The 17,299-nt window shown below is 40.0% G+C and carries 19 protein-coding genes; all 19 read left to right on the top strand.

Annotated elements, in window-relative coordinates:
• The first annotated feature begins 23 nt into the window (after positions 1 to 23).
• The 19 genes from cdaA to DYD17_RS06495 all read left to right on the top strand — a co-directional run bounded on the left by cdaA (position 24) and on the right by DYD17_RS06495 (position 17,169).
• Positions 24 to 875, top strand: coding sequence for a diadenylate cyclase CdaA (gene cdaA / locus DYD17_RS06585; RefSeq protein ID WP_003051162.1), 852 nt, complete (start codon positions 24 to 26; stop codon positions 873 to 875).
• Positions 872 to 1,828, top strand: a complete 957-nt coding sequence (locus DYD17_RS06580) for a CdaR family protein (RefSeq protein ID WP_003051161.1) — start codon at positions 872 to 874, stop codon at positions 1,826 to 1,828. The genes cdaA and DYD17_RS06580 overlap by 4 nt, the downstream gene beginning before the upstream one ends.
• Before the next feature lie 53 nt (positions 1,829 to 1,881).
• Complete coding sequence (gene glmM / locus DYD17_RS06575; RefSeq protein WP_115252930.1) at positions 1,882 to 3,237, top strand: phosphoglucosamine mutase; 1,356 nt, start codon at positions 1,882 to 1,884, stop codon at positions 3,235 to 3,237.
• 123 nt (positions 3,238 to 3,360) lie between these two features.
• Positions 3,361 to 4,002, top strand: a complete 642-nt coding sequence (locus tag DYD17_RS06570) for a GNAT family N-acetyltransferase (protein WP_003051159.1) — start codon at positions 3,361 to 3,363, stop codon at positions 4,000 to 4,002.
• Between the two features lie 61 nt (positions 4,003 to 4,063).
• Entirely contained in the window at positions 4,064 to 5,194 is a 1,131-nt protein-coding gene (gene hemW / locus DYD17_RS06565; protein WP_003051158.1) for a radical SAM family heme chaperone HemW, read from the top strand.
• A gap of 10 nt (positions 5,195 to 5,204) precedes the next feature.
• Complete coding sequence (locus DYD17_RS06560) at positions 5,205 to 5,957, top strand: acyl-[acyl-carrier-protein] thioesterase (protein ID WP_115276409.1); 753 nt, start codon at positions 5,205 to 5,207, stop codon at positions 5,955 to 5,957.
• Entirely contained in the window at positions 5,957 to 6,721 is a 765-nt protein-coding gene (locus DYD17_RS06555; protein WP_003051156.1) for a TIGR01457 family HAD-type hydrolase, read from the top strand. Before DYD17_RS06560 ends, DYD17_RS06555 begins: the two co-directional genes overlap by 1 nt.
• On the top strand, positions 6,721 to 7,353 hold the full coding sequence (locus DYD17_RS06550; protein ID WP_003051155.1) for a TIGR01906 family membrane protein: 633 nt from the start codon (positions 6,721 to 6,723) through the stop codon (positions 7,351 to 7,353). The genes DYD17_RS06555 and DYD17_RS06550 overlap by 1 nt, the downstream gene beginning before the upstream one ends.
• A 369-nt stretch (positions 7,354 to 7,722) precedes the next feature.
• Positions 7,723 to 8,181: a nucleoside-diphosphate kinase gene (gene ndk, locus DYD17_RS06545; RefSeq protein ID WP_003051153.1), complete on the top strand. Its 459-nt coding sequence runs from the start codon at positions 7,723 to 7,725 to the stop codon at positions 8,179 to 8,181.
• Positions 8,182 to 8,250: 69 nt separating this feature from the next.
• A complete protein-coding gene (gene lepA / locus DYD17_RS06540; protein WP_003051150.1) occupies positions 8,251 to 10,083 on the top strand; it encodes a translation elongation factor 4 in 1,833 nt (610 codons plus the stop codon).
• A 173-nt stretch (positions 10,084 to 10,256) separates the two neighbouring features.
• Positions 10,257 to 10,694, top strand: coding sequence for a peptide-methionine (R)-S-oxide reductase MsrB (msrB, locus tag DYD17_RS06535; protein WP_003051148.1), 438 nt, complete (start codon positions 10,257 to 10,259; stop codon positions 10,692 to 10,694).
• Positions 10,695 to 10,706: 12 nt separating this feature from the next.
• The gene (locus DYD17_RS06530; RefSeq protein WP_003051146.1) at positions 10,707 to 11,357 is read left to right on the top strand and encodes an HD domain-containing protein; all 651 of its coding nucleotides are present in this window, start codon (positions 10,707 to 10,709) and stop codon (positions 11,355 to 11,357) included.
• Positions 11,358 to 11,593: 236 nt separating this feature from the next.
• Entirely contained in the window at positions 11,594 to 11,890 is a 297-nt protein-coding gene (locus DYD17_RS06525; RefSeq protein WP_115252929.1) for a bacteriocin immunity protein, read from the top strand.
• Between the two features lie 189 nt (positions 11,891 to 12,079).
• Positions 12,080 to 13,249: an Mbeg1-like protein gene (locus tag DYD17_RS06520; RefSeq protein WP_115252928.1), complete on the top strand. Its 1,170-nt coding sequence runs from the start codon at positions 12,080 to 12,082 to the stop codon at positions 13,247 to 13,249.
• A 109-nt stretch (positions 13,250 to 13,358) separates the two neighbouring features.
• Positions 13,359 to 14,378 carry a YeiH family protein gene (locus tag DYD17_RS06515; protein ID WP_115252927.1) on the top strand — a complete coding sequence of 340 codons (1,020 nt, stop codon included), beginning with the start codon at positions 13,359 to 13,361 and terminating at the stop codon, positions 14,376 to 14,378.
• A 206-nt stretch (positions 14,379 to 14,584) separates the two neighbouring features.
• Positions 14,585 to 15,010, top strand: a complete 426-nt coding sequence (locus tag DYD17_RS06510; RefSeq protein ID WP_115252926.1) for a PTS sugar transporter subunit IIA — start codon at positions 14,585 to 14,587, stop codon at positions 15,008 to 15,010.
• Between the two features lie 18 nt (positions 15,011 to 15,028).
• Entirely contained in the window at positions 15,029 to 15,520 is a 492-nt protein-coding gene (locus DYD17_RS06505; RefSeq protein ID WP_115252925.1) for a PTS sugar transporter subunit IIB, read from the top strand.
• A gap of 15 nt (positions 15,521 to 15,535) precedes the next feature.
• The gene (locus DYD17_RS06500) at positions 15,536 to 16,345 is read left to right on the top strand and encodes a PTS mannose/fructose/sorbose/N-acetylgalactosamine transporter subunit IIC (protein WP_003051133.1); all 810 of its coding nucleotides are present in this window, start codon (positions 15,536 to 15,538) and stop codon (positions 16,343 to 16,345) included.
• Positions 16,342 to 17,169, top strand: coding sequence for a PTS system mannose/fructose/sorbose family transporter subunit IID (locus tag DYD17_RS06495; protein WP_003051128.1), 828 nt, complete (start codon positions 16,342 to 16,344; stop codon positions 17,167 to 17,169). The genes DYD17_RS06500 and DYD17_RS06495 overlap by 4 nt, the downstream gene beginning before the upstream one ends.
• Positions 17,170 to 17,299 lie beyond the last annotated feature (130 nt).

Below are 17,299 nucleotides of genomic sequence, written 5' to 3'. Positions count from 1 at the left end.
TTTTACATAGAAATGAGAGTTGTATGAGTAATTTATCTAGTATTGACACCAAGTTTTTATTGAGTTTATTTTCTGATCCCTGGATGCTAGCGGTGCATCTCTTGGATATTTTGATTGTGGCTTACTTGATTTATCGTTTTATTAAGGCCTTGACAGGTACCAAAATCATGTCCTTGGTGCAGGGGGTTATTTTCTTTTTGATTATTCGGTTTATGGCGGAATGGATTGGTTTCACCACTATTACCTATTTGATGAACCAGGTTATTACGTATGGGGTTATCGCTGGGGTTGTGATTTTTGCGCCAGAAATCCGTGCAGGACTTGAAAAATTTGGTCGCTCTACACAGGTCTTTTTACAAAAGCAAACGGTTAGCAGTGAAGAAGCCTTAGTAGACGCATTAATCAAGTCTGTTGCTTATATGGGTCCTCGAAAAATCGGTGCTTTGATTGCTATTGAGCAGACTCAAACCTTACAAGAATACATTGCCACAGGAATCCCTTTAAATGCAGATATTTCCAGCCAACTCTTAATCAATATTTTTATTCCTAACACTCCACTGCATGATGGTGCAGTCATTGTTGGCCATAATAAAATAGTAGCAGCTAGTGCTTACCTACCTTTGTCAGAATCCATGACAATTTCTAAGGAATTTGGGACAAGGCACCGAGCAGCAATTGGCCTATCTGAAAACTCAGATGCCTTAACTATTATTGTTTCAGAAGAAACAGGAGCCACCTCGGTTGCCCGTAAAGGACAATTTTTACATGATCTGACTGCAGAAGAATTTGAGACTGTTTTGCGAACTTATTTAATCAGTGAACCAACGATGACTTTACCATGGTACAAGAAAATTCTAGGAGGACAAGGCAAATGAAACGATTTTTAAATAGCCGCCCTTGGTTAGGGCTAGTTTCGGTCTTTTTTGCCATTCTGTTATTTTTGACAGCTGCGTCTAGTAACCATAATAATTCTGGTTCGCAAACCTATAGTCCGATTGAAACCTATACGCATAGTCTCAAAGATGTTCCTATTGACATGAAATATGACAGTGAAAAATACTTTATCAGTGGCTACTCTTATGGCACTGAAGTTTATCTAACATCGACTAATCGTGTTAAATTGGATTCTGAAGTAAATAGTGATACTCGCAGTTTTAAAATCGTTGCGGATTTAACAAAGAGTCATCCAGGCACTGCCACAGTCGACCTGAAAGTGGAAAATTTACCTTCTGGGGTAACCGCTACGGTATCACCGGATAAGATTTCAGTGATTATTGGTAAAAAAGAATCCAAAATGTTTCCAGTTCGAGGAGCAGTTGATGCCAAACAGATTGCCAATGGTTATGAAATCAATAAAATTGAAACAGGGATTGATAGGGTTGAAGTGACCAGTGATGACTCAACCATTGCTTTGATTGATCATGTTGTGGCAAAATTACCAGATGATCAGGTATTGGATGCTAATTACAGTAGTCGGGTAACGCTTCAAGCTGTTTCTGCTGATGGAACGATTTTGGCTAGTGCTATAGATCCGGCAAAAGCTAACTTGTTTGTCGGGGTTAAGCGGATCACTAAGTCTGTACCGATTAGGGTTGAAGCGGTTGGTGTAATGGATGACCGGTTATCAGATATTCAATATAAATTGTCAAAACAGACTGCTCTTATTTCAGGAAGTCGAGAGGCCCTAGAAGCCATTAACGAAATTGTAGCAGAAGTCAACATCTCTGATGTCACTAAAAATACGAGTAAGACTGTGAGTTTGTCATCTAATCAGGTTTCTATTGAGCCCTCAGTAGTGACCGTTCAGTTGACAACTACTAAAAAATAATGGATAATAGCTAAGAAAATTGAATGGAGGAAGCCATTAGGCTTATATAAATTATGGGAAAATATTTTGGAACAGATGGTGTTCGTGGCGAAGCAAATGTTGAACTGACACCTGAGTTGGCTTTTAAACTGGGCCGCTTCGGTGGTTATGTTTTGAGTCAACATGAGACCGAGAGACCTAAAGTTTTTGTGGCGCGTGACACCCGTATTTCAGGAGAAATGTTGGAGTCAGCCTTGATTGCTGGTCTACTATCTGTTGGTATTGAAGTTTATAAACTTGGTGTTTTAGCGACACCTGGTGTCTCTTATTTAGTTAGAACTGAAAAAGCAAGTGCTGGTGTGATGATTTCTGCGAGTCATAACCCTGCGCTTGACAATGGTATTAAATTCTTTGGGAATGATGGGTTTAAGTTAGCTGATGACCAAGAATTGGAAATTGAAGCTCTCTTAGATGCTCCGGAGGACACGCTTCCTCGCCCAAGTGCAGAAGGACTTGGAACCTTGGTAGATTATCCAGAAGGACTTCGTAAATATGAAAAGTTCTTGGTAACAACAGGTACTGACTTAAGTGGTATGACAGTTGCCTTAGACACTGCTAATGGAGCTGCTTCAGTGTCAGCACGTGATGTCTTTTTAGATTTAAATGCAGAAATTGCTGTCATTGGTGAAAAACCAAATGGTCTTAATATTAATGACGGTGTTGGTTCAACGCATCCAGAACAGCTTCAAGAGTTAGTTAAGGAAACAGGAGCAGATCTTGGTTTAGCCTTTGACGGCGATAGCGACCGTCTGATTGCCGTGGACGAAACTGGCGAGATTGTTGACGGCGATCGTATTATGTTTATCATTGGTAAATACTTGTCAGAAAAAAGACTTCTTGCTCACAATACCATTGTCACAACGGTGATGTCTAACCTCGGTTTTCATAAAGCTTTAGATAAACAAGGTATAAATAAAGCAATTACAGCAGTTGGAGACCGCTATGTGGTTGAAGAAATGCGTCGCTCAGGATACAATCTCGGTGGTGAGCAATCAGGCCATGTCATTATCATGGACTACAATACCACTGGAGATGGTCAGTTGACAGCTATCCAATTAACTAAGGTGATGAAGGAAACTGGAAAATCACTTTCGGAATTAGCTGCTGAAGTAACCATTTACCCTCAAAAGCTGGTTAATATTCGTGTGAAAAACAGCATGAAAGAACGTGCTATGGAAGTTCCAGCTATTGCTAACATCATTGCAAAAATGGAGGATGAAATGGCTGGTAATGGTCGTATTCTCGTGAGACCGAGTGGTACAGAACCTCTTCTTCGTGTCATGGCAGAGGCGCCAACAGATGCCGAAGTTGATTATTATGTCGATACTATTGCTGATGTAGTCCGTACAGAAATCGGATGCGATAACTAACGAGTTGAGTACAAACAAGAAACCTTAATTCTAAGGCTTCTGTCAACAATTGGAAAGAGGCTTGGGGCGTTTAGCTCAAGTCTCTTTTTATAAATTGCTAAAGTAGAAGAGAAAGGATATCGGATGACAAAACAGCAAATCGAAAAACTAGCGGACTTACTGCCTCCTTTTGCAGCCAAACTTTACTTAGACATGATTCCTGAATTTCAAGATGGTTATGCTTCATATGTTTATCAAACCCCAAAAGAAGATATTCAAAACCGTCGCATTAAGCAGTTAACTAAAAGTTTTGCGCGCTTGCTAGACACGCCTTCGTTTTATGTTATGCCCCTTTCCACACAAGTAGGCAGACAGCTGTTAAGGGATGAAGAAATAGCTTGTCACTCTTTATCCAGCGTAGGGGCTATTCAGACCTTTGAAGCTGCAGTTGAGGATGAAAAAGAAGTTTTACAGTTACTTCGTAATGGCTCTAGACTGGCTTTGCTTGTGTTAGAAAAATCAAATGAAACCGTTCATATGGATTTAGTAATACTGACCAAGGCAGAGCAAAAGGTCATATCACCAGCTATGTTAACTACTATTGAGGAGCATCTTTTGGCAGCTACTAAGGGAAACGCTTTACAGCTAACCGTTACAGTTGAGCAAGGAGCAGCAAGAATCTTTTACCAAGCCCATGGCTTTTACCAGAAAGTTGATGATTTGGCTTTTAAATCAACTGACGGTAAGTTGATTTGCCAACTGGTTAAAGACCTCTTTAAAGCATGAGTAAAGTGTAGAAAGGTATTCTTAGTGAGGCGTTTGGTCTCTAAAGTGGTATAATAAGAACATGTCAAAAAAACCTACCTCAGCTTATGTGCATATTCCTTTTTGCACACAAATTTGTTACTATTGTGACTTTTCTAAAGTCTTTATCCAAAATCAACCTGTTGATGCCTACTTGGAAGCGCTGATTCAAGAATTCGAATCCTATGACATTAATGACTTAAAGACTCTTTATATTGGAGGGGGAACGCCAACGGCGATTACTGCAGCTCAGCTGAAGTATTTATTAAGTCACCTTGAACGAAACCTCAATTTAGATTATCTTGAAGAGTTCACTATTGAGGCCAATCCTGGTGATTTAACCCCAGATAAAATTGAAGTGCTCAAACAATCATCTGTCAACCGGATTTCGCTTGGTGTGCAAACCTTTAATAATAAACAATTAAAGCAGATTGGCCGTAGCCATAATGAAGAACAAATTTATAGCACCATCGCTAATTTAAAAGCTGCAGGCTTTCACAATATTTCCATTGATTTAATTTATGCTTTGCCAGGTCAAACCTTAGCTCAAGTCAAGGAAAATGTTGCTAAAGCTCTGGCACTTGATATTCCCCACCTTAGTCTTTATAGCCTTATTTTGGAACATCACACCGTTTTTATGAACAAAATGCGACGTGGTAAACTTAACTTACCAACGGAAGACTTGGAAGCGGAAATGTTTGAGTATATTATTTCAGAAATGGAAGCTAATGGTTTTGAGCATTATGAAATTTCCAATTTTACCAAACCTGGTTTTGAAAGTCGTCATAACTTGATGTATTGGGATAATGTTGAATATTTTGGATGTGGTGCAGGGGCTTCGGGTTACCTTAATGGCATTCGCTATCAAAATAGGGTACCGATTCAGCACTACCTTAAGGCAGTTGAAGCAGGGAATGCTAGACTAAATGAGGAAGTGCTGCGCAAAGAGGAAATGATGGAAGAGGAACTCTTTTTAGGATTACGTAAAAAGACAGGAGTCTTCATCCAGCGATTTCAAGAAAAATTTGGTATTTCTTTTGAGGAGCGCTATGGAACTATTGTTAGGGATCTTCAAGATCAAGGACTGCTTGTCAAAGATGATGCCTTTGTCAGAATGACTAAAAAGGGTCTTTTCTTAGGTGATTCTGTTGCTGAGCGGTTTATATTAGATTAGGAGAGTTATTATGGGATTAAGTTATCGCGAGGACATCAAACTTCCTTTTGAGCTGTGTGATGTTAAATCAGATATTAAGTTTCCGCTTCTCTTGGACTATTGTTTAACGGTCTCTGGGAGACAATCTGCCCAATTAGGACGAAGTAATGACTACCTTTTAGAGCAATACGGCTTAATTTGGATTGTGACGGATTATGAAGCAACTATTCATCGCTTGCCTCGCTTCAAAGAAACCATTACCATTGAGACACAAGCCATATCTTATAATAAATTCTTTTGTTACCGACAATTCTATATTTATGACCAAGAGGGACAACTTTTGGTAGATATTCTAGCTTATTTTGCTTTGCTCAATCCAGAAACTCGCAAGGTAGCCTCTATTCCGGAAGATTTAGTAGCGCCGTTTGAAACTAATTTTGTTAAAAAGTTACGTCGAGCTCCTAAAATGCATCTCTTAGAAAAGCCCATTGACCAAGATTACCGTGTACGCTATTTTGACATTGACATGAATGGTCACGTTAACAACAGTAAATATTTAGATTGGATTTATGATGTGTTGGGGTATGAGTTTCTAAAGGCTCATGAGCCTTTACGCATGACTTTAAAATACGTCAAAGAAGTCTCACCAGGTGGTCAAATTACCTCCAGTTATCAGTTAGATCAATTGACTTCTTATCATCAAATCATAACAGCTGGGCAGCTGAACGCCCAAGCCACGATTGAATGGCGAGCGATTAAACAAATAGAAAGCGAGACAGACTAGTGCCTTATAAGGGTTATTTAATTGATTTAGACGGAACAATTTACCAAGGGAAAAACCGTATTCCAGCAGGGGAACGGTTTATCAAACGCCTACAAGAAAAAGACCTTCCCTATTTATTGGTGACTAATAATACAACACGCACACCTGAAATGGTTCAAGACATGTTGTCTAAACAGTTTAATGTTGAGACAGGCATTGAGACTATCTACACAGCTACTATGGCGACCGTTGATTACATGAATGACATGAACCGTGGCAAAACAGCGTATGTTATTGGTGAGACTGGACTTAAATCGGCTATTGCAGCCGCAGGCTATGTAGAAGAACTTGAGAATCCCGCTTACGTGGTGGTTGGTTTAGACAGTCAGGTGACCTATGAGATGTTAGCCATAGCCACCTTGGCTATTCAAAAGGGTGCCCTCTTTATTGGGACAAATCCTGATTTAAACATTCCGACTGAACGTGGCCTGATGCCAGGAGCAGGTGCATTGAATGCCTTATTAGAAGCTGCCACACGTGTGAAGCCTGTTTTTATCGGAAAACCCAATGCTATCATTATGAATAAATCACTAGAAGTCCTAGGAGTCAAACGTTCCGAAGCAGTGATGGTTGGGGATAATTACTTGACTGATATTATGGCAGGCATTCAAAATGATATTGCAACCATTCTGGTGACAACAGGTTTTACGAGACCTGAAGAATTACCAACATTACCAGTGCAGCCAGATCATGTCCTATCTAGTCTTGATGAGTGGGAATTGTGATGGTAGAAAACATTAAATTACTTTGCAGCTGGATATGGATATTAGTGTTAGCCATTCTCATGACAATCTATTCAGCTTGGCTATGGTATCCTCTTGAGGTGGAGTACCTGAAATTAGAACAAGTTGTTTTTATGAGCAAGGATGCTATCTTGCATAACTATAACGGATTACTCAATTACCTCACTAATCCCTTTGAGACAAGTTTGACGTTTGCTAGTTTTAGATCGTCGACAGATGGGCTTAAGCATTTTGCAGACGTCAAGTGGTTTTTTCATCTCACACAAGTCGTCTTTCTAGGTTTCCTTTACCCAACGGTCAAGTCTTTTAAGCAAAGATTCAAAACTAAAAGTTTCTGGTCCATTCAAAGGCCTTTAATAATAGCAGCTTTGTTTCCTCTTATGATTGGGTTAATGGCTAGTGTTATTGGATTTGAAAACTTTTTTATTCTTTTTCATAAGGTGCTTTTTGTAGGAGATAACAATTGGCTCTTTGACCCCTTGAAAGATCCTGTGATCTGGATTCTTCCAGAAGTCTTTTTCTTGCACTGTTTTCTCTTTTTTATCACCATTTACGAAGCTCTTCTATGGGGGTTAGTGGGATTGGCAAAATGGCAGAGCCCAAAGATAAAGTAGCAACTCAAAATTAAGGAATTCATTTTTCAAAAACAAGAAAACAAGCGCTTTGAAAACGCTTGTTTTTAGTTTATCGACAAGGTAAAATAAAGATACAAAAAGCACCGACTCGGTGCCACTTTTTCAAGTTGATAACGGACTAGCCTTATTTTAACTTGCTATGTTGTTTTGAATGGTCCCAAAACTACTAATATATCTAATTATTATGATGATAAGTTTTAGAGCTATGTTGTTTTGAATGGTTTTAATTCAACATCGTCAATGGTAACTTGAGAGAGAGGGATAAAGACCATATCCTTATGCCTTTCTATTCTTTCTATTAAAACGTTTTCATGTTATAATAGTCAAAAGGAGAAGGAGGGTGGAGCGATGGAACAAACATTTTTTATGATTAAGCCGGATGGGGTTAAGCGAGGGTTAGTTGGAGAGGTTTTGCGGCGGATTGAGCGTCGAGGATTTACATTTGAACGCTTGGAGTTGCGGCAAGCTAGTCCGGAACTCTTGGCTAAGCACTACGAAGCCTTGCTAACTAAACCATTTTATCCTGAGCTTGAAGCTTACATGACAAGTGGTCCTGTTTTAATTGGGGTGCTGTCGGGAAATCGGGTGATTTCCTCTTGGCGAACCATGATGGGGGTAACTAATCCTAAGGATGCTCTTCCCGGAACCATTCGTGGTGATTTTGCCCAAGCTCCTGGTGATGATGGAGGTATTTTTAACGTGGTGCATGGGTCCGATTCAAGAGACTCGGCTAGGCGTGAGATTGCCCTTTGGTTTAATCAAGCTGAACTTGATAGCTCTGCTATTGTTCCGAAAGATAATCAGTAAGAAAAGATAGGCAAAAGCCTGTCTTTTTTGTTATAATAGAGGGAAAGACTAAATGTATAGGAAAATAGAATGAACAGTCAAGATTTAAAGAAACGTCAGGAGAAGATTCGTAATTTCTCCATTATTGCACATATTGACCATGGCAAATCTACTCTCGCTGATCGCATTTTGGAAAAGACCGAGACCGTTTCCTCTCGTGAAATGCAGGCCCAGTTACTGGACTCCATGGATTTGGAGCGTGAGCGTGGGATTACCATCAAGTTAAACGCTATTGAGCTTAATTATACGGCTAAGGATGGGGAAACGTACATTTTCCACCTTATTGATACCCCAGGGCATGTGGACTTTACTTATGAAGTATCTCGTTCGTTGGCAGCCTGCGAGGGAGCTATTCTAGTGGTTGATGCAGCGCAGGGAATTGAAGCGCAGACATTGGCTAACGTTTACCTAGCCCTCGACAATGATTTGGAAATTTTACCTGTTATCAATAAAATTGATTTGCCGGCTGCTGATCCAGAACGGGTTCGCCATGAAGTGGAAGATGTCATTGGACTTGATGCTTCTGAGGCTGTTCTGGCGTCAGCTAAGGCTGGTATCGGGATTGAAGAAATTCTTGAGCAAATTGTTGAGAAGGTTCCTGCTCCTACGGGTGATGTGGATTCGCCTTTACAAGCCTTGATTTTTGACTCTGTTTACGATGCTTATCGAGGCGTTATCCTGCAAGTTCGGATTGTGAATGGTATTGTCAAACCTGGCGATAAAATTCAAATGATGTCGAATGGAAAAACCTTTGATGTCACAGAAGTTGGGATTTTCACTCCTAAGGCAGTTGGACGAGATTTCCTTTCGACGGGAGATGTTGGTTATGTTGCGGCTTCTATTAAAACAGTAGCGGATACTCGGGTGGGGGATACGGTAACTTTAGCTAATAACCCAGCTAAGGAAGCCTTGCATGGCTACAAACAAATGAATCCCATGGTCTTTGCAGGGATTTATCCGATTGAATCAAATAAATACAATGACTTGCGTGAAGCGCTTGAAAAATTACAACTGAATGATGCCAGTTTACAGTTTGAACCAGAAACGTCACAAGCTCTTGGCTTTGGTTTCCGTTGTGGATTTTTAGGTTTGCTTCATATGGACGTGATTCAAGAACGTTTAGAGCGTGAGTTTAACATTGATTTGATCATGACAGCACCGTCCGTGGTGTATCACGTTCACACAACTGATGGGGGTATGATTGAAGTGTCTAATCCCTCAGAATTTCCTGATCCAACGCGGGTGGCTTCTATTGAAGAGCCTTATGTTAAAGCGCAAATCATGGTGCCACAAGAGTTCGTTGGGGCTGTTATGGAATTGTCGCAGCGCAAGCGTGGAGACTTTGTAACCATGGATTATATTGATGATAATCGTGTCAATGTGATTTACCAAATTCCGCTGGCTGAAATTGTGTTTGATTTCTTTGATAAATTGAAATCATCAACGCGTGGCTATGCTAGCTTTGATTATGAAATTTCAGAATACCGCAAGTCACAACTGGTGAAAATGGATATTCTGCTGAATGGGGATAAGGTTGATGCGCTCAGCTTTATTGTCCATAAAGAATTTGCTTATGAACGTGGGAAAATTATTGTTGATAAGTTGAAAAAGATCATTCCACGTCAACAATTTGAAGTGCCTATTCAAGCGGCTATCGGTCAAAAAATTGTTGCTCGTTCAGACATCAAGGCCCTTCGTAAAAACGTTTTGGCTAAGTGTTATGGTGGTGACGTGTCTCGTAAACGTAAATTACTCGAAAAGCAAAAAGCCGGTAAAAAACGCATGAAATCGATTGGTTCGGTAGAAGTCCCTCAAGAAGCTTTCTTGAGTGTTCTCTCAATGGATGACGATGCTAAAAAATAATGATTTTTGAAAAAGTCAGATTGCTTATCTGGCTTTTTTGGTCAGTTGTGGCTGTGCTAGGTAAGATAGGTTGTCTGTCAGGGACATTGTATGACATATTCTAAACAAATGGTTCAAAAGATTGTCGTTTTTTGGTAAAATGAAAGCATTAACACACCTGAAAGGAGTTTCTCATGGAGACAAAAGATGACTTGAAAAAACGGATTGGTGATCTTTCTTACGAGGTTACCCAACATGCGGCGACAGAACGTCCTTTTACAGGGGAATATAATGATTTTTTTGAGAAGGGGATTTATGTCGATATTGTTAGTGGAGAGGTCTTGTTTTCATCACTGGATAAATTTAATTCTGGCTGTGGTTGGCCTGCCTTCTCAAAACCTATTGAAAATCGCATGGTCACGAACCACGATGACTCTTCTTATGGAATGAGACGGGTTGAAGTCAAAAGTCGGGAAGCGGGATCGCATTTGGGGCATGTCTTTAGTGATGGACCTCAAGAAGCTGGAGGCTTACGTTACTGTATCAATTCAGCAGCTCTTAAATTTATTCCTTATGATCATATGGAAAAAGAAGGCTATGCCCAATGGCTCACATTGTTTGATGAGAAATAATAGGGTTTCAAAATGACTGAAAAAGAAGCGCAGCTATTAGCCCAAGCAGAGGCCTGGATCAAGGAAAAACTGGCAGCGGATGCTAGTGGTCATGATTTTTGGCATGTGATTCGTGTTTGTCTCTTGGCTAAGATTATCGCCCAAGAGGAAGAGGGAGATGTTTTCATCTGTCAGTTGGCAGCTCTCTTGCATGATATGGCTGATGACAAACTCAATGATGATCCAAAGAAAGCCCACCAAGATATTCTGACTTGGTTAGCTGATCATGACGTATCGCAGAAGCAGTCTGATCAGATCATGACGATTATTGATACAATCTCTTTTAAAGGCGGTCACGGGAAACCATTGACAAGTTTGGAAGCTAAGATTGTTCAAGATGCTGATCGACTAGATGCCATTGGTGCTATTGGTATTGCCCGCTGTATGGCTTACTCAGGTCACACCGGTCGATTGATTCATGATCCTGATAGACTACCGCGAGAGACCATGACTGTTGAGGAATATCGTAAGGATGGGACAGCTATCATGCACTTTTATGAGAAATTACTGACGTTGAAAAATCGCATGAATACCGCTTACGGTCGTCAGCTTGCGGAGCATCGGCATCAGGTTTTGGTGTCTTATTTAGATGAATTTTATGCTGAATGGGATGGCTTGCGTTAAGAAATCAACTGGTGTATTTTAAAAGACACGTATGGGTTATGTCGAGTTATTCTAAGGTGTGTCATAGAATTAGTTTGAATAATTAAAACAGTTCATGACCATAAAAAGACCATTGATGATTTGGACATCAAAATAGGCTGAAAAAAAGGTAGTATAGGATTATGATGGTGATGTCGTAACGAAGTCATTAGATGGTAGGTGAACACCTAAGAAGACAAGATAAAGGAGAACGGAAAATGTCTGGACTAAACTGGTTTTCAGGAGGAAATGAGCGCCGACAGCAAGCTTCGCTACTCATCAAAGATTTAGTGGCAGATTTGAAGCAAAGTGGTGGAAAAGAACCGCTACAAAAAGTATTGCTCTCTTTTAATGAGGAGTTAAAGAGAGGAGAGTCCTTTATTCCTTTTATTTTAAGTCGTATGACAGTAGCAGTTTCAACAGTTTTAAAGGAACATCGGATCACCTTATCAGCGAAAGAATCTGCTCAACTGGAAGACTTGTATGCCTTACTGCAAATTCGATATGGTTATTAATGGACCATTTAGCGACAGATGATTCTTTGATAAAATCAATTGGTTTATCGAAAGCCTAAAACAGGTTATGGTTTTAGGTTTTTTGACTGTCTTCAAAGTAGATCGCAGATGCTGGTCATGGGGAGTTTGAAGATACTTGACGCTTGATGAAAAGATAGGTAAACTAAAGCTAAGAAAGCTGGTGAGAAAATGGCAACCCTCTTAGATTATATAAAGACTAATGGACACCGTGACTATCATAGTTTAGCCTTAAATGAATTAGATGTTGCGGTGATTAATGAAATTGGTTACCTGGCTTTTGATGAGTTAGTGGCTGATGATAATCACCTAGAGGCGACAATTAAACTAATTCAGTTGCCTTTACTGCAGACTAGAGAAATCAAGGGGGCTCCCTATGATTTTTTTAACACCAAAGAACGGTTGGATCTCTTTCAAATGATGTGTCAGTCAAAGCGGTTTTCAGAACTGACCTTATCGCACTATATCAATGACATCAATACTGAGTTTGAAAAGCAATTTGCAGCTATGGTGTTTCGTCTTCCTTCGATTGATTATACTCAACTGGTTTTTCGAGGGACCGATGACAGTTTGATTGGATGGAAAGAGGATTTCAAGCTTACTTATATGCGGGAAATTCCAGCTCATCGCTCCGCCATAGACTACCTTAAAACCTATCACACCTATTACCCTAATCAAAAATTAGTCTTGAGTGGGCATTCCAAAGGAGGAAACCTAGCCTTGTATGCCGCTAGTTTTGTGCCAAAGAATGTGCAAGCCTCTCTCAAGGACATTTATCTTTTTGACTCGCCTGGTCTCATCAAAGAATTTCTTACTCATCCAGGTTACCAAGCCATTCGCCGTCGACTGGTTGTGATAAAGCCACAAGATGCTATTATAGGTGTTATGCTTTATTGTGATGTATCTGAAAAAATTGTTCAGAGCCAGTCTTATGGGTTGTTACAACATCAAATGGTCAATTGGCAAATCACGCCGAATGCTCAATTTAAAAGGGCACCTAAGCGAAGCGCACTTAGTTATGATTTAGAAGAAACGTTTAAAGACTGGACCAATCAGTTATCAAAACAAGATCTGAAACTATTGTGTGATACTTTTTTTGATTGTTTGGCTGCTAGTGGGATCACTAGTCTAAATGCCTTTAGTCTTGACGATAAGGCGTTTTTAACCTTGATGCGTGTAATCAGTTCATTACAGTCTATTGATCATGAGAAAAAGAAGGTGATGGTAAAATCCCTTCACCAATTGATGGTAACCTATGGTAGCTATCGTCGTCGAGATATTTCTGAAAATATCCATAATCACCTTCAACAGTTGTTAACACTCACAAAGGGAATCAAATAACATAATGGTTGACTCACCAAAGCTAAATGACAGGAGTGTTGAGGAATGAGGGTCAATTTTACAAGCCTTTGTAAAAGGTCTATAATAGGGAATGAAAAAGGAGTTTAGTATGTCAACTTATTTAAGAAAACTTCCAGGCTTGTTACTTTGTCTACTTTTAGCTCTTCCAGCCTGGTATTTAGGGCGCTTATTCCCCATTATTGGAGCACCTGTTTTTGCTATTCTTTTAGGAATGTTGTTAGCCTTGTTTTATCACCATCGTGACAAGACTAAAGAGGGAATTAGTTTTACATCCAAGTATATTTTGCAAACAGCAGTTGTTTTGCTTGGATTTGGATTAAACTTAACCCAAGTTATGGCAGTGGGCATGCAGTCTTTACCGATTATCGTTTCGACCATTGCCACCGCGCTGTTAGTTGCCTATGGCCTGCAAAAGTGGTTAGGCTTGGATGTGAATACGGCTACTTTAGTGGGTGTAGGTTCTTCCATTTGTGGGGGATCAGCGATTGCAGCGACAGCGCCTGTCATTAAGGCAAAGGATGATGAGATTGCCAAAGCTATTTCAGTCATTTTTCTCTTTAATATTCTAGCAGCTTTGCTATTTCCAAGTTTAGGACAATTATTAGGCTTATCTAATGAAGGTTTTGCTATTTTTGCTGGGACAGCTGTTAACGACACCTCTTCCGTGACTGCAACGGCCACGTCCTGGGATGCCGTTCACCATTCCAATACACTAGATGGCGCAACCATTGTCAAATTGACTCGCACCTTGGCTATTATTCCAATTACTTTAGGCTTATCTCTTTACCGCGCTAAAAAAGAGCACGAAATCGTTACAGAAGAAGGCTTCATCCTTAGTAAGTCATTCCCTCGTTTCATCCTCTTCTTTTTATTAGCTTCCCTCATTACAACGCTGATGACCAGCTTTGGTGTTTCTGCCGATGTTTTCCATTCCTTCAAAGAATTATCCAAATTCTTTATTGTTATGGCTATGGCAGCGATTGGTTTAAATACAAACCTGGTTAAATTAATCAAGACGGGCGGTCAAGCTATTCTTTTAGGGGCTATTTGCTGGGTGGCCATTACTCTTGTCAGTCTAGGCATGCAATTCTCTTGGGGCATTTGGTAATCAGACACGAGAAATCAGTTTGACTGGTTTCTTTTTTTGTACCTTATTTGTGTAGAATTGTCTACATTTTAAAGAGAATAATGCATTTTTAAAACGTTTTCATTTGATAAAATAAACCTATCGCTAAACCAGTTCAGTAAAGATAACTGGTTGAGATAAGCAATTATCGTTTACTCAGCGTTTTTTGTTAACAGAGGAGGATAGGAATGAAACGAAAATTTCTCATTGGTAGTCACGGCAGACTAGCCAGTGGTTTGCAAAGTTCCATTGACATTTTAGCAGGGATGGGTCAGTCACTTGAAATCATTGATGCTTATGTTGATGATAGTGATTATACTAGCCAGATTGATGACTTTATCGCTGGGGTAGCAGCAGATGAACAGGGCCTCATTTTTACTGATTTATTAGGTGGTAGTGTGAATCAGAAAATGGTAACGGCTGTGATGGCCAGTGGTAAAAATAATATTTTTTTAATCACAAATAGTAATCTAGCGACCTTGTTATCAGTGATGTTTTTGAACCCTGATGAGGCGCTTACTAAAGACGAAATTGTAACCGTTATCAATGAGTCTCAGGTTCAGTTTGTTGACTTGAGCCCTGCTACGGATTCAGAAGATGACTTTTTTGATTAATATCTAGGAGGAAGACAAATGATTACCCAAATTCGTGTTGATGATCGCTTGATTCATGGTCAAGTTGCAGTTGTCTGGACTAAAGAGTTGAATGCTCCACTCTTAGTTGTGGCCAACGATGAAGCGGCTAAAAATGAGATCACTCAAATGACGCTAAAAATGGCCGTACCAAATGGCATGAAATTGCTTATCCGTTCTGTTGAAGAATCTATTAAGCTCTTTAATGACCCACGCGCCAAAGACAAGCGTATCTTTGTTATTGTGAATTCTGTCAAAGATGCCTGCGCCATCGCTAAAGAAGTTCCAGACTTAGAAGCTGTTAATGTGGCTAATGTGGGACGCTTTGATAAGTCAGATTCAGCAAGCAAGGTTAAGGTGACGCCAAGTCTTTTGTTAAACCCAGAAGAAATGACTGCCGCAAAAGAATTAGCAAGTTTGCCAAATCTTGATGTCTTTAACCAAGTATTGCCATCCAATACCAAGGTTCATTTGAGTCAATTAGTCAACTAAAGAGAGGTAAAAAGTATGTTAGTACCAGCAACAATGGCAGCATTAGCTGTGTTGATTTGTTTTGGGGGAAATTATTTAACCGGTCAAAGCATGATGGAAAGACCTTTGGTGGTTGGTTTGGTCACAGGTCTTCTTTTAGGAGACATGAAGGTCGGCATTTTAATGGGAGCTTCTTTAGAAGCCCTCTTCCTGGGAAATGTTAATATTGGTGGTGTGATTGCTGCAGAACCTGTAACGGCAACTGCTATGGCGACAACCTTTACCATTATTTCACATATTGACCAAAAAGCAGCTATGACTCTAGCTGTTCCAATCGGAATGTTGGCAGCTTTTGTCGTCATGTTCTTAAAAAATGTCTTCATGAATATCTTTGCTCCAATGGTTGATAAAGCAGCTGAAGCTAATCATCAAGGTCAGTTAGTGATGCTTCACTACGGTACTTGGATCATCTATTATTTAATCATTGCCTCTATTTCCTTTATTGGTATTTTGGTGGGAAGCGGTCCGGTGAATGCCTTCGTGGAACACATTCCCCAAAACCTCATGAATGGACTAAGTGCCGCAGGTGGCCTCTTGCCAGCCGTCGGTTTTGCCATGCTGATGAAATTATTGTGGACCAACAAATTAGCTGTTTTTTACCTATTGGGCTTTGTCTTAACAGCTTATTTGAAATTACCAGCTGTGGCCGTAGCGGCGCTTGGAGCAGTTATTTGTGTGATTAGTTCCCAACGTGATTTGGAATTGGATGCTATCACTAAGGGAGCCTTTAGCAATCAGACAAGCTTTGACTCAAAAGAATCAGAAGAGGAGGATTTCTTCGCATGACATCACAAGATAATTTGACCAGAGAAGAACGCAAAATGTTGCGCTCAGTCTTCTGGCGCTCATGGACGATGAATGCCAGCCGTACAGGTGCAACCCAGTATCATGCCGTTGGTGTGATTTACACCCTTTTGCCTGTTATTAATCATTTTTACAAAACAGATAAAGATAAGGCAGACGCGCTGGTTAGACATACGACATGGTTCAATGCCACCATGCACATCAATAACTTTATCATGGGTCTTGTGGCATCGATGGAAAAGAAAAATAGTGAAGATCCTGAATTTGATGCCAGTGCCATTACGGCGGTAAAAGCATCCCTAATGGGACCTATTTCCGGCGTTGGAGATTCCTTCTTCTGGGGAATTCTTCGAGTTATTGCTGCAGGAATTGGGATTTCCTTGGCAAGTACAGGGTCAGCCATGGGTGCTGTTGTCTTCTTGCTCTTGTATAATATCCCTGCTTTTATCATTCATTATTACAGTCTATATGGTGGTTATTCTGTTGGTGCAGGCTTTATCAAAAAACTTTACGAATCTGGTGGCATCAAAATTGTGACCAAAACCTCAAGCATGCTTGGGTTGATGATGGTTGGATCAATGACCGCTTCAAATGTGAAATTCAAAACCATTCTTACGGTTGCTGCGAAAGGTGCCAAAGAAGCAGCTTCCATTCAAGATTACCTTGATCAGTTATTTATTGGCATTGTACCGCTTTTGGTAACTTTGGCAGCCTTTTGGCTCTTACGTAAAAAGGTCAATATCAACTGGATTATGTTTGGTATCATGTTCCTTGGCATTATTCTTGGCCTTTTAGGCATTTGCTAATAATCTCCTAGCAACAAAGGTAAGTAAGATAAGTTTTCTTGTCTTACTTATCTTTTTTCATTAATGGTAAGACGTGATGCGATGCAGTATTTCTGGAAAAAACCTGTTAGCGGTTAAGAATCTGCTATAA

Source organism: Streptococcus dysgalactiae subsp. dysgalactiae (assembly GCF_900459225.1).
Classification (GTDB): Bacteria; Bacillota; Bacilli; order Lactobacillales; family Streptococcaceae; genus Streptococcus; species Streptococcus dysgalactiae.
This window is presented reverse-complemented; position numbering and strand designations above follow the sequence as displayed.

What these genes read in the sequence shown, in the direction of transcription:
- DYD17_RS06580 (WP_003051161.1), top strand. Translation starts at nt 872, where the DNA reads ATGAAACGATTTTTAAATAGCCGCCCTTGGTTAGGGCTAGTTTCGGTC.
- ndk (WP_003051153.1), top strand. Translation starts at nt 7,723, where the DNA reads ATGGAACAAACATTTTTTATGATTAAGCCGGATGGGGTTAAGCGAGGG.
- cdaA (WP_003051162.1), top strand. Translation starts at nt 24, where the DNA reads ATGAGTAATTTATCTAGTATTGACACCAAGTTTTTATTGAGTTTATTT.
- DYD17_RS06500 (WP_003051133.1), top strand. Translation starts at nt 15,536, where the DNA reads ATGTTAGTACCAGCAACAATGGCAGCATTAGCTGTGTTGATTTGTTTT.
- DYD17_RS06505 (WP_115252925.1), top strand. Translation starts at nt 15,029, where the DNA reads ATGATTACCCAAATTCGTGTTGATGATCGCTTGATTCATGGTCAAGTT.
- DYD17_RS06520 (WP_115252928.1), top strand. Translation starts at nt 12,080, where the DNA reads ATGGCAACCCTCTTAGATTATATAAAGACTAATGGACACCGTGACTAT.
- lepA (WP_003051150.1), top strand. Translation starts at nt 8,251, where the DNA reads ATGAACAGTCAAGATTTAAAGAAACGTCAGGAGAAGATTCGTAATTTC.
- DYD17_RS06525 (WP_115252929.1), top strand. Translation starts at nt 11,594, where the DNA reads ATGTCTGGACTAAACTGGTTTTCAGGAGGAAATGAGCGCCGACAGCAA.
- DYD17_RS06495 (WP_003051128.1), top strand. Translation starts at nt 16,342, where the DNA reads ATGACATCACAAGATAATTTGACCAGAGAAGAACGCAAAATGTTGCGC.
- DYD17_RS06515 (WP_115252927.1), top strand. Translation starts at nt 13,359, where the DNA reads ATGTCAACTTATTTAAGAAAACTTCCAGGCTTGTTACTTTGTCTACTT.
- glmM (WP_115252930.1), top strand. Translation starts at nt 1,882, where the DNA reads ATGGGAAAATATTTTGGAACAGATGGTGTTCGTGGCGAAGCAAATGTT.
- DYD17_RS06570 (WP_003051159.1), top strand. Translation starts at nt 3,361, where the DNA reads ATGACAAAACAGCAAATCGAAAAACTAGCGGACTTACTGCCTCCTTTT.
- DYD17_RS06530 (WP_003051146.1), top strand. Translation starts at nt 10,707, where the DNA reads ATGACTGAAAAAGAAGCGCAGCTATTAGCCCAAGCAGAGGCCTGGATC.
- DYD17_RS06560 (WP_115276409.1), top strand. Translation starts at nt 5,205, where the DNA reads ATGGGATTAAGTTATCGCGAGGACATCAAACTTCCTTTTGAGCTGTGT.
- msrB (WP_003051148.1), top strand. Translation starts at nt 10,257, where the DNA reads ATGGAGACAAAAGATGACTTGAAAAAACGGATTGGTGATCTTTCTTAC.
- DYD17_RS06510 (WP_115252926.1), top strand. Translation starts at nt 14,585, where the DNA reads ATGAAACGAAAATTTCTCATTGGTAGTCACGGCAGACTAGCCAGTGGT.
- DYD17_RS06550 (WP_003051155.1), top strand. Translation starts at nt 6,721, where the DNA reads ATGGTAGAAAACATTAAATTACTTTGCAGCTGGATATGGATATTAGTG.
- hemW (WP_003051158.1), top strand. Translation starts at nt 4,064, where the DNA reads ATGTCAAAAAAACCTACCTCAGCTTATGTGCATATTCCTTTTTGCACA.